This window comes from Paenibacillus wuxiensis, assembly GCF_040195695.1.
Lineage (GTDB): Bacteria > Bacillota > Bacilli > Paenibacillales > Paenibacillaceae > Paenibacillus_B > Paenibacillus_B suaedae.
Genome location: NZ_JBEFZI010000018.1, coordinates 40,504 through 59,166 on the forward strand (window position 1 = coordinate 40,504; position 18,663 = coordinate 59,166).

At 48.2% G+C, this 18,663-nt stretch carries 16 protein-coding genes; 3 read left to right on the top strand and 13 right to left on the bottom strand.

Annotated features, from left to right (window positions below):
- Positions 1–4: 4 nt before the first annotated feature.
- Positions 5–1,171, top strand: coding sequence for a YheC/YheD family endospore coat-associated protein (locus ABN764_RS28045; protein WP_072731496.1), 1,167 nt, complete (start codon positions 5–7; stop codon positions 1,169–1,171).
- A 62-nt stretch (positions 1,172–1,233) separates the two neighbouring features.
- Here ABN764_RS28045 and ABN764_RS28050 read toward each other — a convergent pair whose 3' ends face one another.
- The 3 genes from ABN764_RS28050 to ABN764_RS28060 all read right to left on the bottom strand — a co-directional run bounded on the left by ABN764_RS28050 (position 1,234) and on the right by ABN764_RS28060 (position 3,817).
- The gene (locus tag ABN764_RS28050; RefSeq protein ID WP_446673759.1) at positions 1,234–2,283 is read right to left on the bottom strand and encodes a S66 family peptidase; all 1,050 of its coding nucleotides are present in this window, start codon (positions 2,281–2,283) and stop codon (positions 1,234–1,236) included.
- Positions 2,284–2,401: 118 nt separating this feature from the next.
- Positions 2,402–2,953: a delta-aminolevulinic acid dehydratase gene (locus ABN764_RS28055; RefSeq protein WP_446673760.1), complete on the bottom strand. Its 552-nt coding sequence runs from the start codon at positions 2,951–2,953 to the stop codon at positions 2,402–2,404.
- A 153-nt stretch (positions 2,954–3,106) separates the two neighbouring features.
- Positions 3,107–3,817 (bottom strand): HAD family hydrolase, encoded by a 711-nt coding sequence (locus ABN764_RS28060; RefSeq protein ID WP_072731498.1) that lies wholly within the window; start codon positions 3,815–3,817, stop codon positions 3,107–3,109.
- Between the two features lie 215 nt (positions 3,818–4,032).
- On the opposite strand from ABN764_RS28060, the gene ABN764_RS28065 reads away from it, so the two are divergent.
- Positions 4,033–5,013 carry a YpdA family putative bacillithiol disulfide reductase gene (locus ABN764_RS28065; RefSeq protein WP_072731499.1) on the top strand — a complete coding sequence of 327 codons (981 nt, stop codon included), beginning with the start codon at positions 4,033–4,035 and terminating at the stop codon, positions 5,011–5,013.
- Positions 5,014–5,060: 47 nt separating this feature from the next.
- Here the strand turns inward: ABN764_RS28065 and yfkAB are convergent, their stop codons facing one another.
- The 4 genes from yfkAB to ABN764_RS28085 form a co-directional block, all read right to left on the bottom strand.
- Complete coding sequence (yfkAB, locus tag ABN764_RS28070) at positions 5,061–6,224, bottom strand: radical SAM/CxCxxxxC motif protein YfkAB (RefSeq protein ID WP_021252186.1); 1,164 nt, start codon at positions 6,222–6,224, stop codon at positions 5,061–5,063.
- Positions 6,225–6,293: 69 nt separating this feature from the next.
- Positions 6,294–8,540 (bottom strand): MMPL family transporter, encoded by a 2,247-nt coding sequence (locus ABN764_RS28075; protein WP_446673761.1) that lies wholly within the window; start codon positions 8,538–8,540, stop codon positions 6,294–6,296.
- Between the two features lie 102 nt (positions 8,541–8,642).
- Positions 8,643–9,737, bottom strand: coding sequence for an HD-GYP domain-containing protein (locus ABN764_RS28080; RefSeq protein WP_072731501.1), 1,095 nt, complete (start codon positions 9,735–9,737; stop codon positions 8,643–8,645).
- Positions 9,738–10,035: 298 nt separating this feature from the next.
- Positions 10,036–10,860 carry an undecaprenyl-diphosphate phosphatase gene (locus ABN764_RS28085; RefSeq protein ID WP_315743466.1) on the bottom strand — a complete coding sequence of 275 codons (825 nt, stop codon included), beginning with the start codon at positions 10,858–10,860 and terminating at the stop codon, positions 10,036–10,038.
- Positions 10,861–11,090: 230 nt separating this feature from the next.
- Here ABN764_RS28085 and ABN764_RS28090 point away from each other — a divergent pair, with 230 nt between their 5' ends.
- On the top strand, positions 11,091–12,161 hold the full coding sequence (locus tag ABN764_RS28090; RefSeq protein ID WP_446673783.1) for an HD-GYP domain-containing protein: 1,071 nt from the start codon (positions 11,091–11,093) through the stop codon (positions 12,159–12,161).
- 105 nt (positions 12,162–12,266) lie between these two features.
- Here ABN764_RS28090 and ABN764_RS28095 read toward each other — a convergent pair whose 3' ends face one another.
- From ABN764_RS28095 to sufC, 6 genes are all read right to left on the bottom strand, one after another.
- The gene (locus ABN764_RS28095; protein ID WP_051249834.1) at positions 12,267–12,977 is read right to left on the bottom strand and encodes a polysaccharide deacetylase family protein; all 711 of its coding nucleotides are present in this window, start codon (positions 12,975–12,977) and stop codon (positions 12,267–12,269) included.
- 400 nt (positions 12,978–13,377) lie between these two features.
- Complete coding sequence (gene sufB, locus ABN764_RS28100) at positions 13,378–14,775, bottom strand: Fe-S cluster assembly protein SufB (RefSeq protein ID WP_021252192.1); 1,398 nt, start codon at positions 14,773–14,775, stop codon at positions 13,378–13,380.
- Between the two features lie 41 nt (positions 14,776–14,816).
- The gene (gene sufU, locus ABN764_RS28105) at positions 14,817–15,239 is read right to left on the bottom strand and encodes a Fe-S cluster assembly sulfur transfer protein SufU (RefSeq protein WP_065292100.1); all 423 of its coding nucleotides are present in this window, start codon (positions 15,237–15,239) and stop codon (positions 14,817–14,819) included.
- Positions 15,226–16,452 (bottom strand): cysteine desulfurase, encoded by a 1,227-nt coding sequence (locus tag ABN764_RS28110; RefSeq protein WP_315743459.1) that lies wholly within the window; start codon positions 16,450–16,452, stop codon positions 15,226–15,228. Before ABN764_RS28110 ends, sufU begins: the two co-directional genes overlap by 14 nt.
- Positions 16,449–17,765: a Fe-S cluster assembly protein SufD gene (gene sufD / locus ABN764_RS28115; RefSeq protein WP_446673762.1), complete on the bottom strand. Its 1,317-nt coding sequence runs from the start codon at positions 17,763–17,765 to the stop codon at positions 16,449–16,451. The genes ABN764_RS28110 and sufD overlap by 4 nt, the downstream gene beginning before the upstream one ends.
- 40 nt (positions 17,766–17,805) lie before the next feature.
- Positions 17,806–18,588, bottom strand: a complete 783-nt coding sequence (gene sufC / locus ABN764_RS28120; protein ID WP_021254151.1) for a Fe-S cluster assembly ATPase SufC — start codon at positions 18,586–18,588, stop codon at positions 17,806–17,808.
- Between the last annotated feature and the right edge of the window lie 75 nt (positions 18,589–18,663).

Below are 18,663 nucleotides of genomic sequence, written 5' to 3' on the forward strand. Positions count from 1 at the left end.
CAGCTTGAGTCAACCGACACTCGGTATATTGACGCTATACTTGAATGAACGAAAGCATCTGGAAGAGCGCCTCATCTATCAGCGCATGATCACAGCCGGCAAAAAAATAGGACTCGACGTATATGTGTTCACACCACAGGATGTTGATGACCAACATCGACGCATTCACGCGATGTGTTATCATCCAGAAACGAGGCGCTGGACACGGAAATGGACGCGTTTTCCGAATATGATATTTGATCGATGCCGTCTCCAAAACAGCCATCGCTTCACTCAGCTTCGCCGATTCCGCAGCAAGTACAATCACCTGCTGTTCTTAAATCGGCCGCTGCGCAACAAATGGACGATTCACCAGGTGCTGTCGACCGTCCCTTCGGTCAAGGGGCACTTGCCAACTACCCGCTTATATCAGTCAATGCAGGATCTGCAGAGTATGCTGCGCTCTCATTCCTTAATCTATTTAAAGCCGATAAACGGTACAGGTGGAAGGGGCATTATGCGTATCGAGCGTTCGTCTCTCAATCCCACCACCGTATTCGTACAAGGGCGTGATCATCAGCGCCGGATTATTCGTCCGCAGAAGCTCACGATTGGCCAACTAGCAAGGAAACTGGCTGCCTGGAGAGCTAGAGACCGTTATCTCGTCCAACAAGGGATTGCATTGAAGCTGCCGAACGGACGCGTGCATGATTATCGCATGCTCGTGCAAAAAAATGGCGAAGGCAAATGGGAAGTGACAGGCTGTGCGGGTCGGGTTGGAGCAAATAAAAGCATCACGTCCAACCTGCATGGCGGCGGCGAGGCGGTTCGGATGGATGAACTGCTCCGCAGATGGATAGGCGATGAGCATCGAATTGCAGAAGTGAAGGATGACGCAGAGAGGATCAGTCTCGAGATCGCACAGTTCCTAGAAGAGAAATATGGAGCCTTATGTGAATTGGCACTGGATCTCGCGATCGACCGCAAGGGGCAAGTATGGCTGCTCGAAGTAAATCCGAAGCCTGCACGGGAAGTGTTCCATCGAATCGGGGATCGGGATACTTATCGGAATGCAATCGCACGGCCAATGGAATATGCATCATGGCTATATCGCCAGAAGGGGAAGCGCCAAGGAGATGCGGCTATCTCCATTGTTGAAGGAGCACTCTCATCCGGTAAAGACCAGAAATAAAATAATAGCGCTCAACCCACATCGCGCGTACCTATGGATACGGTGATGTGGGTTGTTCGCATCTAGTCACGAAATGGGTTTTCGAGAAGCACTACCTCATTGGTATGAGGGCGAAGCTCCACTCTTCCGCCTAATGGCAAGATAAGCTTCGGATCCGTATGGCCGAAGTCGAAGTTCACAACAATTGGCAGATCTCCGGCACCGAATTCCCCTTCTACAATATTGACGATAATGTCGTACAATTGTTTATTTTCTTCCTCACTATAGTCCTTGGCTCTACCGAATATAATTCCCTTCACCTTCTCATACACACCCTGCATCCCATAGTTGCGCAGCATGTAGCCTACATGCATCGGTGAAGGCTTCTCCTCAGAAGTTTCGAAGCAGAGAATCTTATTGTCCCAGAACGATGGATCAGGCCAGTACGTTGTCGTTTTCATAAATTCCAGTACTTCAATACAGCCGCCCCATACTTCACCCTGCTGGACAGAACTTCCTTGCAAGAACCTCCATCCATCCCCATTAGGGTAAAATTCCTGGCACTCTCCAAGTGTATCGAGATTGCCCCAATCCTTGTATCCGTTGGTCCACCGACGATATGGAGCATAGTTGTAGGGAAATTGATCCGAGAAGAAGAAATCACGAAGATGCTCTGAATACGCTTCAGGCAGATGCTTCAATTGGGCTATTCCCGCCAATATTGATGGGCCGTAGAAGGTGATCATTCCGAGCTGATTCAAGTACGAGAGGAACGTTGTTGCATCGGAAAATCCCATAATGAACTTTGGATTGTTCATGATGATTTCAGTATCCAAATAGGGCAATATTCGAATTGATTCATAACCGCCAATGGAACAAATGATGCCGTCGATGCTTGAATCACCGAAGCATCGGTTGATATCCTGCGCTCGCAGCTCTGGATAGCGATACAATTCAGTCGGCTCCATCCTAGCTGTCGGCATTTCGATGATGTCAAATCCGAACATCTCCCGCAGGTTGCTCAGCCCAAGCTCGAAGGTTTCTGGAAATAAGTATGGGAGTCCACTCGATGGAGATATCACCGCAATTTTCGAGCCTTGCTTCAATCTTTTGGGTTTCATCATACGAATCATTCATCCCCGCCTCCCTAAAGTTTTCCATCCATCTTACCCCTACTCACCACTTGGGTCAACCCTATTTATGTTCACATACATAGCAAAGATGCCGCACAAGTGTGCGGCATCTCCTCTCTTACTTCGTATACAGTTGATACATCATCGTATCTTCGTCCGCGGCACGAGCGAGTTCATAAGCCTGCTGAACGCTTCGTTTGTTCTGGATCAGTTCATAACAGAAACGGGTGACGAACATCAACGTGCTGTTCCCATATGGATAATCATCAGGCCCAATATAAGTCTGGCAGCCACCATCCAAGAATGCCTCGGCCATCTCCTTATTGCCCAGATCACATCCGTTGCAGACGACCGTCCGGCCATCGAGCTTGGCAAATTGCCTAACTGCCTCGCTGCCGAAATCACCACGCGGCTCCCCTTCCTCATATACCTCGTCCCCAATCTCAGACATCACAAAGCGGCCCTCGTCGCCATGAAAGTTCAAAATGACGAGATCCGTATTAGGGAACAGATCCTTGCCGGATAATACATCGATAAAGTCATTCGGTCTTCCTACCCAATACATGAACACCCGAGCTCCAAAGTACTCCAAGGTAGCTCGAAGCGCTTGCGTCTCCATATCACAATCCGGTCCACATACGATAGCAACATTCATCTCAGGTTTACTCATTCCAATCAGCCTCCATATTGTTTAAATAGTAGTTACGCGCGAACGCATTGTTGGTTCAACTACTATGAACAATGGAGGCGGCCTGGCCCACCACGGTACATGCTTACGTTACTTCTTCATTATTGTCTTCCCTTCAGTAATTGTTAATTGTTGTTATTGTTCCGATGAAGCATACAATTCCAGCAACTCATCGAAGTTATGGATAAGAACGTCCGAGCCCTTCAACTCTTCGTCCGCACCGAAACCTGCATATTGACAGCCGATAACCGTCTGTCCATTTTCTTTGCCGGCCTCCACGTCTGAAGAGCGATCACCAACCATCCATGCTGAGGAGATACCATGCTCCTTCAACAGAAGCTCTACAAGCTCCACCTTCGTCGAAGTCTGCCGGCCTCCAGCACTATACAGCTCCGTGAATAGCTCGGTCAATCCGTGCGCAGCAGCTACACCTTGCACATATTCTTCCAACCCATTACTTGCCACAAATAACTTTACACCAGCTTCTCGCAATTTGGCAAGTGTTTCCTCCACTTGCGGGTACAGCTCCGTTCCACCCTCTTGCAAGCCCTTCAACTCATTTTCGAGCAGCAGATCATCTGCGCGCAGTCTTGCCTCTTCGCTGGACTCTGGCATAACCCGCTCCCAAATATCTGCAAGCAGCATACCAAGAGAGCTTAAGATGCGCTCCTCCGGCGGGGTTGGCCCTTCGAACAGTCCCTCATTGCGAAGCTGGTCAAATGTTCTGTGGTACGCCGGAATCAACAACGTCTCTGTCTTGAACAGCGTTCCATCCATATCAAAAATCATCGCCTCCGGGCGCTTCAAAGTACTCGCAGTACGAGATACGTCAGAAATTGTAGTCATTACTTTCCCTCCAATTCTATGGTTGACATTGCACAGACTATACATCATTGTACACAACATCGATCGTCGAATCATTAGTAATATTGTAAATGTTTTGTAATCAATATGTCAGGATGAGGATAGCCAATTCTCTTCACGTTCGATATGATAAGGATGTTGAATATACTAGGCACTGGATTATACAGCAACCAACTAGTCATACGGAGGCGAATCAATTGGAACAGGCGATCATCATCGGCGCGGGTCCATGTGGACTGTCCGCTGCTATAGAATTACAACGGATTGGTATGAATCCGCTCATCATTGAGAAGCACTGTGTTGTGAACTCAATATATCGTTATCCTACCCATTTGCAATTTTTCAGTACACCGGAAATGCTCGAGATCGGCGGCATGCCATTCGCCAGCCCGCACGACAAGCCCTACCGGGATGAAGCACTTGTCTACTACCGCAAAGTTGCGGAGCGATATCAGCTGCGAATTCGATCTTATGAAGAAGTAAAGCACGTTCACAAAGAAGAGGATGGCACGTTCACCGTCCATTCTACGACACGCAGCGGCTTATCCAGCTCGCACCGCGCGCGTTATGTAGTCATTGCAACAGGGTATTTTGATCATCCGAACATGCTTGGGATCCCAGGAGAGACACTTCCGCATGTATCGCACTATTTCCAAGAAGCTCACCCTTATGCCGGGATGAATGTTGTTATTATTGGCGGCAACAATTCAGCCGTTGATGCTGCACTTGAACTTATGCGAGTTGGAGCTAAGGTGACGGTTGTATACCGCGGTGATGAGTTAACTGCTCATATTAAGCCATGGGTACGTCCCATTTTCGAGAGTATGATCGCGAAGGGACATATTGACATGCACTATCATTCTCGAGTTGTAGGCATCGAACCTGATAAGGTTCATATTGAGCGTAATGAGGGGGGCACGGATGTCATCGCAAGCGACTTCGTCCTCGCCTTGACCGGATTCAGACCGGATCGAACGATGCTGACTGCTAGCGGAATTGAGCTGCAGAGCGATCGCGAGAAACCGATATTCGATCCTGATACGATGGAGACGAATGTCCCTGGATTGTATGTAGCTGGAGTCATCTCATCAGGCCGGGATGCCAATGAGATATTTATAGAGTCTGGCCGCCATCATGGTAAGCTGATTGCGAATCATTTGGAGCAGCAATCCCGTTAAGAGAAGCGGGTGGGTACAATGAACCCACCCGCTTCCTTATGGATGAACTAAGACATCACCGCTGTCCGTTCTTTGAAATTAACACCTCGATAGTACATATCCGCAACGAGCAAGTTCGGCCCGCAGCAGGATGCTTGCGGACAATGGCAATCCACCGTTCTGGAGAGCGGATGTTCATTCAGCCAAGCATTGAATGTATCGTCAAGCTTGCCTGAGTAGATGCTGCCGAACGCTGGAATATCTGCAAAGTCCGTAACATAGATATCCCCGCTAAACAAGTTGACATTCAATCGATTGCGGCCATCCGGATCGTTGCGCACAGTCACCATTGGTTCCCTATGGAGGCGGCGGAGCAGCGCTTGATCCTCCTCATTCGAATTACAGGAGAAGAACGGCAGCGTGCCGAACAACATCCACATGTCCTTATTGCGAGTATCCAGCAACCGATGAATAGAGGTACGCAATTGTTCGATTGGAAGCACCGGCAAGTTCTCCGCGAAGGAGCTCGGGTACATCGGGTGAACCTCATGTCGCTTGCATCCCATTTCATCGATGATCTGATGAATTTCGCTTAACTTGTCATGCGTCCGATAGTTGACCATCGATTCCGCGGAAATATACATGCCTGCCTCACTCAGCTTGCGTGTATTCTCGATCATGCGCTCATACAGTCGACCTGCGGCTCCAGATTTGACTTCGTGGCTGCTGTGCGTAAAGCCGACTGCATGGAAGTCCTCCATACATGTGTAGTTGAATGAAATATGCATGACATCCAAATAGGGAGCAACCATCTCGTATCTGCGCATGTCCATCGTCAAGTTCGAGTTGATCTGGGAACGTACCCCGCGCTCACGTGCGTATTTTAACAGAGGAACGATATACTCCTTGACCGTCTTCTCGTGGAACATCGGCTCACCGCCGGTAATGCTTATCGTCTCCAAGTGCTCAACCTCTTCAAGACGTTGAAGCATTAGATCAAGCGGCAGCTTGGGAGGCTCATTTGCGACGAGTGTGTGTCCTACCGCGCAATGCTCGCAGCGCATATTGCATGCCTGGGCCACAGTCATTTCCACACTCGTCAATAGATGACGGCCATATTGCTGCAAAGAACGAATCGGATCCCATGGATCGTAGGCTGGACTAATTGTCTTAAGACCTACTGTTCCTCTTTGCTCCGTATTCGCTGCCTTCTCCGCTTGCAATTGATTCATGATTCATTCCACCTAACTTTCTAGTTGCCTGCTTACAATCTTTATTGCAGAAAATAATTGCTTACTTATTTATAGCATACTTCGCCGTTCCTTGCGTCGAAACATGCTTGGGACCCACCAATTGGCATGCCCCATCAGCTTCATAAATGCGGGAACGAGCAGAACACGTATGAGTGTTGCATCCAAAAATACAGATACTGCAAGCCCAAGCCCGATAGCCTTCATCATCTCGTTATCGGTGAAAATAAACGCACCAACAACAACAATCAAGATGAAAGCAGCACTTGTAATAATACTGCCTGTCTTCATTAGCCCTTGAGCGGTGCTGTGCTCATTGTCCTTCGTTCGATCATACTCTTCCGCAATCCGTGACAGCAAGAACACCTCATAATCCATAGATATGCCGAACACGACACAAAAAATGATGACAGGAAGCATCGCCACCACCATTCCTGTAGACGTTACATGCAATAGTTCAGCTAAATAGCCATGCTGGAAGACAAGGACGACAATGCCAAGACTTGCGCCAAGGCTCAGCATGTTCATGATGACCGCCTTCAGCGGCAGAAGAACCGAGCGGAATGCGAGGAAGAGCACGATATAGGTCACGATAAGAATAAACGCAATCACATACGGAAGCGCAGCCGTGATGCGTTCAATGATATCATGCTGAACCGCTGGCCCTCCGGTTACATACTTCCTGCTCAATCCCGAACCTGAATCTATCTGACGCAGCTCGTCCACTACCTTGAACGCAGCATCACCCTTCATGTCAGGCCTCAGAATCACTTGCACCACAAGCATCTTGTCACGAAGCGGCAGCTTCGCCTCCATCTGTGTGCGAACTTCTGGGCGGGACAACGCCGCTGCCTGCGCTTCAGCTCCTGTAATATTCAACTGAGCTAATGCATCCACATAGCTATCAGCACGCTGTACACCCTCTATAAGTTGAATACGGGATGCTAGCCCTTGAATCGCTTGTATCGTCTCGATAGAAGAATAGGGCTTGTCCGTCTCCACAACGATTTGAATTGGATTCAACGCCTGCTCATCATAAGCTTCTCTCATCAATTCTGCACCGTAGCGCGATTCGTACTTCGGCGGCAGCATCTCTGCATCCGGTATCCCAATCTTCATGCTGCCTATCGGCCATGCACAAGCAGCCAATGCAGTTGTGAGCAGCAGAACGATCCCTACGGGATGCTTCATCACACCATGCGCAATACGGCTCCATAGTTCACTGCCACTCGTCTTCTCCGCACTTCTCCACCGGGCAGGAATGATAGGGAACTTGTTCACCTTATCGCCGAGTACACTTAATAGTGACAGAAGAAGCGTGTTCCCCGCTATAACTGACATCATGACGACGATAACTCCACCAATGCACAACGAGCGGAACAAGGATAAATCAATAAACAGCATAGCAATTAAGCCGATCAGCACCGCAACACCAGAAAATAAAATTGACTGGCCCGCGGTCTGCGCCGTCATGGCGACAGCCTGCTCAACAGAAGATTGCTTGGCAAGTTCCTCTCGGAACCTGCTTACAATGAAGAGCGCATAATCAATGCCAACAGCTAGTCCCAACATGGACACCATATTCGGCAAAAAATTGCTTAACGTATCTGTTAGCTGAGCAATTCCATAAATAATCCCGAGCGTAGTTGTCACACTGAACAGCCCGATAATGAGCGGAAGGAATCCCGCAAGCCATGTTCCGAAGACGAACAATAAGACGATCAGCGCGATTGGCAATCCGATTAGTTCCGACTTCACAATATCGTTCTTGCTCGCAGTCTGAATATCATAGTAGACCGGTGTCGCACCAGTCACATAGGCCTTCGCGAACGGGATGTCGGAAATAAGCTTACGCAGATCGGTATATCGATCCAGCGCTTCATCCGTATCCATATTAAGACGGACATGTGCAGCAACTACATCGCTACGCACTCCCGTTCTATCCTGAGTCCGCAGCTGAACGTCACCGACGGATGAATTCTGCTTCAATTCAGTAAGGGAACGTTCAATCTGCTGTATCGATTCTTTCGTCAATAGCGACCTGCCGTCGCTGCTCTCATAGACAATGTCCATCGTCGTAGAAGAGAGACCAAGCCCATCACGCAGCAGCTCATATCCTACATAAGATTCGCTTCCTGTCGGCGTAAACCCATTATCCTTAAGCATGGAAGGCACTTGTATAGCCAATATCGAAGCCATTGCAAATAGAAGCGTCCATATGATCAATACCCCATGACGCCAACGATACATCCACTTTCCCCAGTGCCACAACCAACCTGTTCTGGCTGTTTCCCTCACGTGTTGAACCCCCTGCTCACTTGTAGACTGAATAAAGGGTATATGATAATAATGAATAAGTGCTGAGCTTACTTGCTTCGTTGTTTGTTGCCTACGCGCTCATTAATCAGCTGCGTGATAGCCCACGATCATAACGTGGAGTTTCTTGGATAGATCGATCTCATGAGGGGTCTTCAATGGATTGCCATCAGCGTCGTACAGTACTCTTACAACTGGTCGTTGTGGACACTCAGCATGAATGCGGGCAACAACGCATGTCTCGCCTGTATTCAAATGAATGGACATTCCTATCGGATAGACAGCCATACGGTCTCTGAACAATTCCAGCATACCTTGCTCGTATTGTGTCCCTGATCCGGTATACAAAATTTCAAGTGCTTCATGTGGAAGCATTGCCTTACGGTATACACGATGGGTTGTCATCGCATCATATGAATCCGTAATCCCAATCCACTTCGCATATTCATGAATATCCGGCGACTTAATGCCGCGCGGATAGCCAGAACCGTTCAACCGCTCATGGTGCTGATAAGCACAGTGCGCTGCCAGAAGCGGAATGTTCGGCTCATCCTTCAACATGCGGTATCCTATCTCCGCATGCTGCTTCATATGTGCAAATTCAGCATCAGACAACGAACCTGGCTTGTTCAATACTTCGAGATTAATCTGCGTCTTGCCAATGTCATGAAGGAGCGCCCCCATGCTCAATGTCCGCAGTTCATTGCGGGGATATCCGTGATGAAGTCCTAGCAGGGTCGTATATACACACACATTAAGGGAATGTCGAAACAAATAATGATCAGTTGTCTGCATATCATTCAGCATTACCATCGCCTTATGGTTGCCATACAAATCGCCAATGATGGCATCCAATACATCGAAAAACTCGCGATTCAATGTAGAATTCGAGGCAGCACGCTTCCGTGTCATGGCTTCATCAATCAATTGCTTGAATTGCTTGCGAATCGTCATATTAGCCAGCCTTCGTGTCTCATCGCTCAACACATCCGGCGCATGAATACCTTCTGTCCGATCATCTTCTACATATACGTATGATACGCCCATCGCTTCCAAGCGCTGAATATACGCGGTATTAAGCTCTACTTGCTCCTTGAGCAGCACTAGACCTTCTTCATTATATATTTGTTTTGCTAATCGCATGCCAGCTCGGCACGCTTGTATAGGTACCCATCGCAAGCAGAGTCAACCCCTGAAGTTATGATATTTACATTCACTTAAAATGCATCGAATTAATCATATCAAATTCTCGCTAGACTAGCGAGTCACTACCGTACATTCCTTTGTTTACGTAGAAAATATGGCAGATTTCACTCCCTCCCTTCTCCACCTTCCAAGTAAATTGGATGAATAAAAGCACACAACTGTTGCATACTTCTGAAATTTACTGGCATTCTAAATGCCTCGAAATGATCCTATCAGAAATACTCAGAACTTCACACAGAGATATTCATGAATGTTCAATATCTAATATCTGCTACATCATGAAGTACCAGAATAATGCTGCGAGAACAAAGCGATATATCGCAAAGTGACGAAGCTTAATCCGCTGAATATGCTTGAGGAAGGCAACAACAATCACATAGGCTACAACAAAGGATACTAAGAAACCAAGTACAAAAAAAGCGAAAATATCGAGTGTAAACATCTTATAATTTTGGAGCAGTTCATAGCCGCTTGCCGCACACATAATGGGAATCGCAATAAGAAAGGAAAAATCAGCAGATGCCCGGTAGCTGACACCGCTCAACATACCACCTGACATGGTAGAGCCTGATCGGGAAAACCCTGGCCACAGCACAGACAATATTTGAAAGAGTCCTATTGAAAAGGCCTGCTTATAACTAATTTCATCGATCGTGTTCGCCGAGGGTTGTCTGCGAGACCCATACCATTCTGCGAACCACATAAATGCACCGCCGACTACAAGCGCCCATAACACCGCTTCCGTGCTGTCAAATAATTGCTTAATATGGTCTTTCGCTATATAGGCCACCGCTAATGCAGGCGCTATTCCAATAATGACATGAAGCAGATTCAGACGAGGACAGATGACATGACCTTGCTGTACGGTTCGCTTGCGCAATCCCAGCATCTCCAATATGCGATCCCAATACACAACCGTCATGGCTAAGGTCGCCCCCAATTGAATGACAATTTCGAATGTCTTGAGCCAGTTGGCCTGCTCCTCAATCCCCATCAGCTTCGTCGTCAATATCATATGACCTGTTGATGAGACAGGTATGAATTCTGTCAGTCCCTCCACGATGCCCAGTACAATTGCAACAATGACATAGAACATGGCTAAATCCCTCATTTCCCCATACGTAGAAATACTCAGCATGATGATTTGAATGATTGCGAGCATTTCACGTTCGGACAAAGTATCTTGTTCTTTGTATACGAGCAGAGGGAACATTTCAGCACCAATTCTTCACATTTTCCTGGAAAATGTTACTGTTATCTTGTGACTGGCTTTGATATGATAAATGATACATGTAGTACAAAATGACTAGAAGGGTGAGACATTTGGTGCGGATTCATGTCACGCAAATTCACGAAGGGGACACTCTCACGAAGGATATTTTCAATGATAGAGGGCTGTTGGTTCTGTCTGCTGGAACCGTTATGAAGCATAGGGACATCGCCCTACTTATTCGCCATCACATGGATATGGTAGACATCGAAGCAAGACCACTCACCGATGAAGAGGCTGTATCCCCATCCCAGATCAATGTGCCGCCAAGTTCAAATCATATCGTTCATAAGGAAATGCAGAAAGGCTACATGGAGGCAACTCGAAATGTGGAGAGCATCTTTCAGGATGTTATCCAGCACGGATTTCTGCAGGATGAGCTTGTACAATCGTCCATCACACCGCTTATTCAACAGATGGAGAAGCAGCGTGATGTTGTATCCCTCTTGCTTCTGCTGGACTCGAAGGATAATTATACGTACCAGCATTCCGTACAGGTCGGCATGCTGTCTTACTATTTGGCCAAGTGGATGCATTACGGAGAAGAGGATGCGGAGCGCATATGCAAGGCAGGATTTCTGCATGACATCGGCAAGAGTCGCATTCACAAGTCGATCCTACTCAAGCCTGGACAGCTGACGAGCTCGGAGTTCGAAGAGATGAAGTCGCATACTGTGATCGGCTATGAAATCATCCGTTCCTCCTATAGCGACAATTGGCTCGCGATGGCGGCCCTCCAGCATCATGAACGCTTAGATGGAAGCGGTTACCCTTATGGTGCTGCTGAGCAGGAGATCCATCCGACAGCACGTATCATCGCAGTTGCTGATGTGTATAGCTCCATGACGTCTACACGAATTTATCGGGACAAGCAGGATTTATTTACGGTTCTGAAAGAACTTGATTCGATGAGCTACAGCGGACTTGATCCCCACATTGTTCATACCTTCATTCGCCATATGCTGCCGAACTTCATCCATAAGCAGGCACGCCTAAGCGACGGGCGAACCGGAACAATCATCATGAATCATCAGACTGAATTTTTCCGGCCGCTCGTGCAAATTGATAATCGTTTCGTTGATTTGACACAATGCCGCGATCTTCATATTGAAGAGGTGTGCATGTAACCTGCTGTGTGCCCGATGTGTGCCTGATGTGTGCTCGATGATGCGCACACTTACGGCGTTTTTCTCGCTGGGTATGAACCCTTCTAGCCTGATAGGCACATGAACTTAGGAAGTCTTCGCCTTGACACGGTGCGCCATTAATTCAGAAACGGTGACAAATGAATAGCCCCGCCGCTTCAATTCGGGCAGTATTTTCTTCAGCGCCTGAATGGTTTGTGTGCTTCCTTCTACTAAGTCGTGCATCAGTACGATGTCACCGTTTCTTGCATGTCCAAGCACCTTATTGACAATTCGATCTACTCCTGGAGAACGCCAATCCTTCGTATCCTGATGCCACGACCATAAAATAACGCGGTACCCCTTCTCCCGTGCAATTTCTACAAGCCGCTCATTATAATACCCGCCAGGTGGCCGGAACAATTGAGGCGGCGTACCTGTTACCTCTTCAATCACTCGATGCGCCTTCATAATTTCCTCTTCAATCTCGGCCTTCGTTACACCCTTGCGAAAATATTTATGATGATACGTATGGTTCGCAATTTCATGTCCTTCACGAACTGTGCGCTTCACTAATTCTTGGTGCGACTTTACCCTCCATCCTACGACGAAGAAGGTAGCCTTGGCATTATACTGCTTTAACAGGTCTAAGATAACCGGAGTGCGGGTTGGATCAGGACCATCATCAAAGGTGAGTGCAATCCGCTTGCCGGCAGACGGCACTTCCCAGACGATATCTCCTCGCCCTTCATAATAGGCACGATCTCTGCGAGCTGGCGCACTCTCATGATGGGCGTCGATTTGTGATGCTACGGACATGGAATGTGCATTGGCTGGTGCAAGCAGACATACTACCATACCGCCTAATAACATCATGATACGGAATCTGTGCTTGCGACGAATGTGCCGCAACTTTCGCTCCTGTTGGATAGGGTCCACCATTTCCAATCCTCCTGTTGCGTAGTGAAATACATAGATGCGAACCCGCTGCAAGCAAGTTGAACATCAGCATAGGGATTAGTATGCCATATTTGGGGTGTACCATGCGGATGCAGCAAAAACGGGAACAGACAATGAGGAATGAAACGCAATAAGGCCTATCAGCACACAAAAAAATACGTGCTCTTGCCTGCTGTACCATGTACAGCAAACAAATGAGCACGTATCTGACTACAATCTTATGAAGGTTAGGCCGATTGGCAGACTGCAGAAGCAGTCATTAACCGATAGAGCCTTCCATTTCGAACTTGATCAATCTATTCATCTCAACGGCATATTCCATCGGGAGCTCCTTCGTGAACGGCTCGATGAAGCCCATAACGATCATTTGAGTCGCTTCATCTTCAGACAAGCCGCGGCTCATCAGATAGAAGAGCTGATCCTCGGATACCTTGGATACAGTCGCTTCATGCTCCAGTTGGATATTGTCATTGCGAATCTCGTTGTATGGAATCGTATCGGACGTAGACTCGTTATCCAAGATCAATGTATCACATTTTACGTTTGATTTTGCACCATCAGAATCACGACCGAACGAAGTCAAGCCGCGATACGAAACCTTACCGCCATGCTTCGAGATGGATTTCGAGATGATTGTCGACGTTGTATCTGGAGCCAAGTGAATCATCTTCGCACCCGCATCCTGATGCTGGCCTTTACCTGCTACCGCAATGGACAACACAGAGCCTTTTGCCCCGCGGCCTTTCAAGATGACAGCTGGGTATTTCATAGTCAGCTTGGAGCCGATGTTCCCGTCAACCCACTCCATGTTCGCATTTTCTTCCGCAACGGCACGCTTTGTAACCAGGTTGTAGATGTTTGGCGCCCAGTTTTGGATTGTAGTATAACGAACACGCGCATTTTTCTTCACGATAATCTCAACAACCGCACTGTGAAGGGAATTCGTGCTGTAGATAGGCGCTGTACAGCCTTCAACGTAGTGCACGAAGCTGTCTTCATCAGCGATAATCAGCGTACGCTCGAACTGACCCATGTTCTCGGAGTTGATACGGAAGTAAGCTTGCAACGGAATTTCACACTTCACGCCTTTAGGCACATAGATGAAGCTTCCGCCCGACCATACTGCACTGTTCAATGCAGCGAACTTGTTGTCCGCTGGAGGAACAACAGATGCGAAGTGCTCACGGAAAATCTCCGGATGCTCACGAAGCGCTGTGTCCGTATCCATAAAGATTACGCCCTGCTCTTCGAGATCCTTCTGCATGCTGTGATAGACAACCTCAGATTCATACTGAGCAGATACACCGGCAAGGAACTTCTGTTCCGCTTCCGGAATACCGAGCTTATCGAATGTTTCTTTAATTTCAGTCGGAACTTCTTCCCATGTCTTTCCTTGCTTCTCAGAAGGACGCACATAGTATTGAATGTCGTTGAAGTCCAGCTCATCCAAATCGCCGCCCCAACGAGGCATTGTCATTTTGTTAAATTGCTCAAGCGACTTCAAGCGGAATTCCAGCATCCAGTCAGGCTCGCCCTTAATACGGGAGATCTCGGTAACGATCTCCGGCGTCAGCCCTTTACCGGATTGGAAGACTGCTTGGTGATTATCGCGAAAGCCATACTTGTATTCTTCCATTTCAGGCATTTTCTTCGCCATTGTTGTTGTACCTCCTTCGTGCGAACCTCGCACTTTATCGCCTATTCAGGCTTCTCGATCCCTTTGCGCAGCGCGTTCCAAGCCAATGTCGCACACTTGATGCGAGCCGGGAATTTGTTCACGCCGGACAGAGCCTCGATATCTTCATATTCATCAAACGCAGCGTCCTCGCCTTTAACCAGGGCAGAGAATCGCTCAGCCAATTCATGTGCCTGCTCCAACGTCTTACCTTTAACCGCTTCTGTCATCATTGACGCACTAGACATGCTAATCGAGCAGCCTTCGCCTGTGAATCGGGCATCCTCAACAATGCCATCATTCAGCTTAAGCTGCAGTGATATGCGATCTCCACAAGTCGGGTTATTCAGGTCAACCGTAACCGTGTCATCCTCGAACGTGCCGCGGTTCCGTGGCTTCTTGTAGTGATCCATGATGACTCGACGATACAGATCATCCAATTGCATCGCTGAAATACTCCTTCGTTTCCCGCAAGGCTTCCGCCAACCGGTCAATGTCTGCTTCCGTGTTGTACAAGTAGAAACTTGCGCGCGCCGAAGCACTTACCTTAAGCCATCGCATAAGCGGTTGGCAGCAGTGATGTCCGGCACGTACCGCAATCCCCTTCGCATCCAGAACAGTAGCTAGATCATGAGGATGGACATCATCCAAATTGAATGTAACCAGCCCAATCCGTTCGCTGCGAGGGCCGTAGATCGAGAGTCCCTCAATCTCAGACAAGCGCTCGACCGCATACGCGCCCAGTTGCATTTCATGCTTATGAATATTGTCCAGCCCTACTTCGTTCAGAAAATCAATCGCGGCGCCAAGTCCAACAGCCCCCGCAATGATCGGTGTTCCTGCCTCAAATCGAGCAGGGACATCCTTCCATGTCGAATCATATAACTCGACAAAATCGATCATTTCACCACCGAATTCGATTGGTTCCATCTTCTCAAGCAGCGCCATCTTCCCATATAATGCCCCGATTCCAGTCGGTCCGCACATTTTATGCCCTGACAATGCGTAGAAGTCGCAATCCAGATCCTGAACATCGATCCTCATATGCGGCGTGCTCTGTGCGCCGTCAACTACGATTACAGCACCGTGACGATGTGCAATCTCCGCGATCTGCTTCACTGGATTCACGATTCCGAGTACATTGGATGCATAAGCAATCGATACAATCTTCGTCCGATCTGTAATCGTCTGCTCCACATCAGACAGCAAGAGTGTGCCATCTTCCTGCATCGGGATAAATTTCAATGCAGCCCCTGTCGCCTTCGCGACCTGCTGCCACGGAATGAAATTGCTGTGATGTTCCATTTGCGTTATTACGATTTCATCGCCTTCCCTGCATACGCTGCGTCCATAGGACGATGCAACGAGATTAAGCGCAGATGTCGTCCCGCGTGTAAACACAATCTCTTCCGTGCGTGCCGCATTAATGAACCGGGCAACTTTCTCCCGCGCACCTTCGTAAGCGTCTGTCGCTCGGGAACCGAGCGTATGGACGCCGCGATGTACGTTCGAGTTGTCCTTCTCATAATACGCTTGTATCGCATCAATTACGGACCTCGGCTTCTGTGAAGTTGCCGCACTGTCTAAATACACCAACGGATGACCATTAATTTCCTGATTTAGGATCGGAAATTGCTCACGAAGCTCGCGTCCAATCATTGTCCCAGCTTCCTTTCGATGTAACGCTTCAGCAATTGCTGCAGGTGCTCACTTGGCAGCTCAGCTACAACTGGCGCCAAGAAACCGCGGATAATCAAGTTCTCCGCCTCTTCACGAGCAATACCGCGCGACATCATGTAATGTACTTGCTCCTGGTTCACTTGACCAGCAGAAGCAGCATGACCCGCTGTTACATCGTCCTCATCGATAAGCAAGATTGGGTTGGCGTCACCACGAGCTTTCGGGCTCAGCATGAGCACGCGCTCGGTTTGCTCACCGTTCGCTTTTGTTGCTCCCTTCTCGATCTTCGTAATTCCGTTGATGATCGAGGAAGCAGATTCACGCATAACCGCGCGCGTAATCATTTGGCTGTCAGAGCTCTTGCCGAAGTGTACGGCTTTCGTCGTAATGTTCAGCTTTTGCTCGCCATTTCCTACGCATATTACTTTTGTATCGGAAGTAGAACCGTTCCCCTTCAGGATCGAGTTCGTCTCGGACGCAGCGTTACCGTTGTGCATTTCACCAACAATCCACTCAATGCGGCCGTCATTCTCAACAATTGCGCGACGAATCGTGATATCCGTAGCCTTCTCATCCAAATGATGGACAGATGCATAAGTTACCTTCGCACCGGATTTAACAAACACTTCTACTACACCATTATGGACATAAGCATCAGAAGAAGATCCAGATACGTAGTTGTCTACGTAGTTCACGCGACTGTTCACATCCGCCACGATCAACACATGCGGTGCAAATGTAGCCTTTGCATTGTCTGTATAGAATACAGCCTGAAGCGGAATATCCACTTCTACATTTTTAGGCACGTACAAGAATACGCCGCCATTCCATACTGCAGCATGTACAGCTGCCAATTGATGCTCATCAGCCTTCAGAGCTTGCATCAAATGAGGCTTCACCAAGTCTTCGTGCTCACGAACAGCCGTCTCCAAGTCTGTGAAGATAACACCCTTCGCTGCCAATTCAGCTTGCAGCTGACGATAAATAACACTGGAATTGTGCTGAACCAGCACGTTGTCAACCTGCTCGGAAGACTCATCCCCTGTTAGAATATTGCGAGCTTCTGCTGGAATAGTAGCAAATGTAGATGCCAATTGACCATCTACATGTTCACCATATGCACTTAGGTCCCAACGTTCAATTTTTGTTTTCTCAAATATCGGATAATCCAGTCCCGCTGCTTGATCCAACGCCTGCAAGCGCAATTCAGCAAGCCATGTCGGCTCACTCTTGCGGCTCGAAAGCGCTGCGACCGCTTCACGGCTCACTGGCAATGTCGTATTCGTGCTCATCGGTCTATCGCTCCTCCTGTCAATCGTTTGCTAGAATGAATTACTCGTCTTGTCCAACTGTTTCGTCTGTAATGCCGAGTTCTTCCTTCACCCAGTCGTAGCCTTCTGCCTCAAGGCGCTCAGCCAGTTCAGGTCCGCCGGATTTCACGATGCGGCCTTGCATCATAACGTGTACGAAATCAGGCTTCACATAGTTCAGCAAACGTTGATAGTGCGTAATAACCAAGAATCCGCGCTCTTCGCTGCGCATCGCATTTACACCATTTGCAACGATCTTCAAGGCGTCGATATCCAGACCGGAATCGATTTCGTCCAATACTACGATTTTCGGATCGAGCATCATCATTTGCAAGATTTCGTTGCGCTTCTTCTCCCCGCCGGAGAAGCCCTCGTTCAAGTAACGATGAGCGAACTCTTCGTTCATCTCAAGCTCTTTCATTTTGCCTTCCATTTGGCGAATGAACTTGATCAAGGAGATTTCGTTGCCTTCGCCGCGGCGTGCATTGATGGCACTGCGCAAGAAGTCAGAGTTCGTTACACCTGCGATCTCGCTTGGATATTGCATAGCAAGGAACAGACCTGCGCGAGCGCGCTCGTCAACTTCCATCTCAAGCAAATCTTCACCGTTCAATGTAGCAGAACCTTCTGTTACTTCATATTTTGGATGCCCCATCAAAGCAGAAGCGAGTGTACTTTTACCAGTTCCATTAGGACCCATGATAGCATGTACCTCGCCGCCCTTCATTTCAAGGTTGATTCCTTTCAGAATCTCTTTACCTTCAATGGTCGCCTTCAAACCATTAATGACGAATTGAGTTGACATTGTGTTGTAACCTCCAGATTGATGGATTTGTAGAAAAGATGTATACTGAAAGAACAAGTAATCTTTATCCACGCT

Coding starts and splice junctions, on each gene's coding strand:
- ABN764_RS28085 (WP_315743466.1), bottom strand. CDS start 10,860: ATGTTCTATGTCATTGTTGCAATTGTACTGGGCATCGTGGAGGGACTG.
- ABN764_RS28055 (WP_446673760.1), bottom strand. CDS start 2,953: ATGAGTAAACCTGAGATGAATGTTGCTATCGTATGTGGACCGGATTGT.
- sufD (WP_446673762.1), bottom strand. CDS start 17,765: ATGAGCACGAATACGACATTGCCAGTGAGCCGTGAAGCGGTCGCAGCG.
- yfkAB (WP_021252186.1), bottom strand. CDS start 6,224: ATGAATCAATTGCAAGCGGAGAAGGCAGCGAATACGGAGCAAAGAGGA.
- ABN764_RS28110 (WP_315743459.1), bottom strand. CDS start 16,452: ATGATTGGACGCGAGCTTCGTGAGCAATTTCCGATCCTAAATCAGGAA.
- ABN764_RS28095 (WP_051249834.1), bottom strand. CDS start 12,977: ATGTCCGTAGCATCACAAATCGACGCCCATCATGAGAGTGCGCCAGCT.
- ABN764_RS28050 (WP_446673759.1), bottom strand. CDS start 2,283: ATGATTCGTATGATGAAACCCAAAAGATTGAAGCAAGGCTCGAAAATT.
- ABN764_RS28060 (WP_072731498.1), bottom strand. CDS start 3,817: ATGACTACAATTTCTGACGTATCTCGTACTGCGAGTACTTTGAAGCGC.
- sufC (WP_021254151.1), bottom strand. CDS start 18,588: ATGTCAACTCAATTCGTCATTAATGGTTTGAAGGCGACCATTGAAGGT.
- sufU (WP_065292100.1), bottom strand. CDS start 15,239: ATGCAATTGGATGATCTGTATCGTCGAGTCATCATGGATCACTACAAG.
- sufB (WP_021252192.1), bottom strand. CDS start 14,775: ATGGCGAAGAAAATGCCTGAAATGGAAGAATACAAGTATGGCTTTCGC.